This window comes from Luteitalea sp., assembly GCF_044337415.1.
Lineage (GTDB): Bacteria > Acidobacteriota > Vicinamibacteria > Vicinamibacterales > Vicinamibacteraceae > Luteitalea.
Window position 1 is genome coordinate 1 of the sequence record NZ_JBIINP010000332.1, and the last position, 3,429, is coordinate 3,429.

Genomic DNA, 3,429 nt, shown 5'->3' on the forward strand with positions numbered 1-3,429 from the left:
CGTTCCCCGTTGACGCGGTGTTCCGCAGGACGCGTGCCGGCCCGCCGTTGTTGGTGATCACCGCATCAGGGAACCCATCGTTGTCGAGATCACCGACGGCCAGGCCGCGGCTGACCTCCAGGGGCGCGAACGCCGGCCCGGCCGCAGCGCCCCGGATCTCCTCGAGACGGTACGGCGTGTTCCGGGCGGGGCCGGACGTGGCCGAGGGACGGCTCAGGATGCCCCGGAACAACTGGTTCCGCTGTCGATACGGCACGGCCTGTCCGCGCAGTTCCGGCACGAGGGTCACCGCGCCGTTGACCGCCATCAGGTCGGCGGTGCCGTCGTTGTCGGCGTCGAGCCAGGCGGCGCCGAAGCCGGTCATCGACGCCGTCGCCTGCGCAAGCCCGACGTCGGCACGACGATCCTCGAAGCCGCCGCGCCCGTCGTTGACGTACATCGCGAAGGTCTCGCCCGCGATGTTGGTCACGACGAGGTCCTCGTCGCCGTCGGCGTCCGGATCGCCGGATGCGATCCCCATGGACCCCTCCGGGCGACCGAGCGCATTGAAGGCCGCGCCGGAGAGCGGACCGATGTCCACGAACCGCCACTGGCCCTCGTTGCGCCACAACTGGTTCGGCGTCGCATCGTTGGCCACGAAGATGTCGGAACGCCCGTCGCGGTCGTAGTCGCCGATCGACACGCCGAGGCCGTTGCCGAAGGCCCGCAGGGTGCCGGCCGCCTCGGAGACATCCTCGAAGCGGCCGTCGCCGCGGTTGCGGAACAGTCGCGCGGGCACCGGTCGATAGCTGCCCGGCGGACAGTAGTCGCGCGCGCCGGCCGGTTCGAAGCAGGGCTTGCTCGAGGCCGTCTCGTCCAGGTAGTTGGCGACGAAGAGGTCGAGGTCGCCGTCGGCGTCGAGGTCTGCAAACGCCGCGCTCGTGCTCCACCGCGGATCGTCCACGCCGGCGCGAGCGGTGACGTCCTCGAACGTGCCGTCGCCACGGTTGCGATACAGGACGTTGGGCCCCAGTGCCGTCAGGTACAGGTCCGTGTGACCGTCGCCGTCGTAGTCGCCGACCGCCACGCCCATGCCGTCCCTGCGCGCGCCGACGCCGGCGCGGGCCGTCACGTCGGTGAACCTGAGGGTGCCACCGGGGCGATCGAGATCGTTGCGCAGCAGTGTCGACGTCGCCTGTGCGCCTTGCGCGAGGAAGACGTCGAGGTCACCGTCGTAGTCGTAGTCGATCAACCCGACGCCAGCGCCGATGATCTCCTGGATCCGGAACTCGCCACGCGCGCCATTCTTGTGCGTGACATCGACTCCTGCCGCGACCGTGATGTCCTCGAACCACGGCCGGGAGACGCCCTGGGTCCCGTGCGGGCGATCAGCGAGGCCGACGACCAGCCAGGCGCTTGTCGCCAGCGCCACCAGCCCGGTCGCCCGGCCCGATCCGCCCGCCCCGCCGGCGCACCTCATGGCGTAGGCCGCAGCTTTCGCAACTCGCCGTCGATGAACGCGGCCATCTGCTCGTCGCCCAGTCGCCGCGCGAGCGTCAGGGCCTCGGTCGCCACGCGGAGCGCGTCGTCCTGCCGTCCCCGGCGGAGATACGCCGTTGCCAGCGCGAACAGGTAGCGGGGTGTCTCGGCCCGCTGGGGCGATTGCAGCGTCTCCAGGTGACCGATCGCCTGATCGACCTGCCCGGATCGCATGGCGAGGCGCGCGAGGCCGAAGCGAGCCTGATGGGCGTCTGGCGCCACCTGCAACGCGGCGCCGTAGGCGTCGGCGGCCTCCGCGAATCGGCCCAGCCGCTCGAGTGCGAAGCCACGCCCCTGCCAGGCGGCCGCATCGCGCGGCGCCAGCGTCGCCGCGCGCTCGAACAGGAGGAGGGCGTCGTCGACCTTCTGCTGCTCCAGCAGGAGAGCGGCGTACTGACGATGGGCGTCGGCCTCGAACCCTGGCTCGGCGATCGCCGCGAGGTAATGCTGCTTCGCCCGCTCCGCGTCGCCGACGCGTCGGTAGAGTTCGATGAGGTTGGTGTGGGCCAACCCCCGCGTCTCGGGCCGGTCCAGCGCAGCTTCGTGGAGCCTGATCGCCTCGGCCGTGGCCTCCGTGGCGCTCGCGGACGCCGCCGCGATGCCTCGGGTGAGCCTGGCAAGCGCGTCGTCTCGCAACGCCGTCACGCGGGCCTGCCAGGGGTCGTCCACGAACGGGCCGCACGCCGGGCAGCGCTGCTGCCTCACGAGCGCGACTGCGGCGGCATCGGCATCACCGGCGCGGCGATGCACCTGCGCGAGGGCGTAGTGCGCGGCCCCGAACTCCGGCGAGAGCGCCACGGCCTTCTGCAGGGCGTCGAGCGCGGCAGTATCGTCGTTGCGCCGCTGGGCGATGCGGCCCAGGCCGTACCACGCCGAGGCCGCGTGATCCCCTGACGCGACCAGTTGCCGATACAGGACGACCGCCTCGTCGTCGGCGCCGGCCGCGAGATGCGCATCCGCCAGGCGCAACGAGACGAGGGGGCCGCTGCCTGGGCCGAGCGCTGCCGCGCGGGCGAACTGGCGCGCCGCCGAGGCATGCAGCGCGCGCGCCGAGTCGGTGAGGCCGCCGAGGTACCACCAGTCGGCGCTGCCTGGCGCCAGCGCCTGCGCGTGCTGGTAGGCCGCCGCGGCATGGTCGAACTGCAGCCACGACTGCAGCAGCATGGCGAGTCCACCGACCGCCGTCGCATCGCCCGGGCGATCCTTCACGGCGCGCAATGCCGCGGCGATGGCCGGGCGCGACGGCTCCGGAAAGCTGTCGTGCGCGACGTCGGGCAGCGGCGACGCCTGCGTGAGCCCGGGCCCGGCTCCGGGCTCAGTCGACACGGGTACGGAGGCCGCTGCGACGATGAGTGTCGCAGCGATCAGCAGCCGCACGATTCCTCTTCCGCGTTCCTGGTCCCGCAGCCCCGTCCGTCGTCCCGCGCAGCCCCTGTCCCTTGTCCCTGGCAGCCCTTGTCCCGCGTCCCTGGCAGCCCTTGTCCCTTGTCCCTGGCAGCCCTTGTGACTCTTCCCTTGTCCCTCGTCACTTGCTTGCGGCGGCCTCGTCGTCCAGCCACTGCCGGAGCGGGGCGAAGTAATCGAGGATCGCGGTGGCGTCGATCTGCTTTTCGCCGGTGAGGGCTTCGAGCGCCTCGGGCCACGGCTTGCTGGCGCCCATGGCGAGCATCTTCTGCAGGCGCGCGCCGACCTCCTTGTTGCCGTAGACCGAACACGTGTGCAGTGGCCCGGTGTGCCCCGCAGCCCGGCACATGGCGCGATGCATCTGGAATTGCAGGATGCCCGCCAGGAAGTAGCGCGTGTAGGGCGTGTTGGCGGGCACGTGATACTTCGCGCCCGGATCGAAGGCCTCGGCGGGCCTGGGACCCGGCGCCGCCACGCCCTGGTACTTCTCGCGCAGCGTCCACCACG

The 3,429-nt window shown here is 71.8% G+C and carries 3 protein-coding genes; all 3 read right to left on the bottom strand.

Translation table 11 applies throughout. The annotated features are described in order from the left end of the window. Positions 1-1,459 (bottom strand): FG-GAP repeat domain-containing protein (locus ACIRDX_RS21850; RefSeq protein WP_396627536.1); only part of this gene is annotated, 1,459 nt, incomplete at its 3' end. Then, positions 1,456-2,895, bottom strand: coding sequence for a tetratricopeptide repeat protein (locus tag ACIRDX_RS21855; RefSeq protein WP_396627537.1), 1,440 nt, complete (start codon positions 2,893-2,895; stop codon positions 1,456-1,458). The genes ACIRDX_RS21850 and ACIRDX_RS21855, both read right to left, overlap by 4 nt. A gap of 148 nt (positions 2,896-3,043) precedes the next feature. Then, positions 3,044-3,429: M2 family metallopeptidase (locus ACIRDX_RS21860; RefSeq protein ID WP_396627538.1), on the bottom strand; the 386-nt coding region annotated here is incomplete at its 5' end.